The organism is Brevundimonas denitrificans (assembly GCF_030160755.1).
GTDB classification, from domain to species: Bacteria; Pseudomonadota; Alphaproteobacteria; order Caulobacterales; family Caulobacteraceae; genus Brevundimonas; species Brevundimonas denitrificans.
Genome location: NZ_BSOY01000194.1, coordinates 1 through 668 on the forward strand (window position 1 = coordinate 1; position 668 = coordinate 668).

2 protein-coding genes are annotated in these 668 nt (G+C 34.0%); both read right to left on the reverse strand.

Features of this window, described 5'->3' with window-relative positions; all coding sequences use genetic code 11:
• Positions 1-322: large ribosomal subunit protein uL22 (locus tag QQJ79_RS15710; protein WP_284223864.1), on the reverse strand; the 322-nt coding region annotated here is incomplete at its 3' end.
• A 27-nt stretch (positions 323-349) separates the two neighbouring features.
• A partial coding sequence (rpsS, locus tag QQJ79_RS15715) for a 30S ribosomal protein S19 (RefSeq protein WP_284223865.1) occupies positions 350-668 on the reverse strand: 319 nt, incomplete at its 5' end.

The window sequence follows — 668 nt, forward strand, 5'->3', positions numbered from 1 at the left end:
CACGGGGTCTTGCCTTTTTTCTAATAGTACTTCTATTGACTTCGGCTTTACTAATGAATAAATCAGCTTCGTTTAAACCCATATTATGATTAGCATTTTTTGCTGCAGAATAAACTAATTTGAAAATGGGATAAGATGCTTGATAAGGCATGAAACTTAGTATCATAATTGTTTCTTCATAGGAACGTCCGCGAATCTGATCAATTACTCTTCGCGCTTTGGAAACAGAAATACCTATATGTTGAGCTAAAACTTGGACTCCTTTACTTGAACTTGAGTTCTTTTTCATAGGGTTATCCGCTAGCTTTTTAAAATTTTTCATAAGATTCTTTCTCCTTATGTTTGATCCCTATTTTTTTTGATTCTTCATTACAGATTTATTATCGTTATCATTTATTGCATCTATCCCCCAAAAACGGGTAGGCACGAATTCTCCCAATTTGTAACCTATCATAGATTCTGTTATATAAACAGGTATATGTTCCTTTCCATTATGAATAGCGATTGTACGGCCAACCATGGAGGGTGTAATAGTAGATGCCCGAGACCAAGTTCTTATGATTTCGTTCTCCTGCCCCATTTTTATTTTTTCCGTTTTTTCCGATAAATGCTTAGCTACATATCTTTTCTTTTTCTTTGCTACATATCTTTTCTTTTTCTTTGCTACA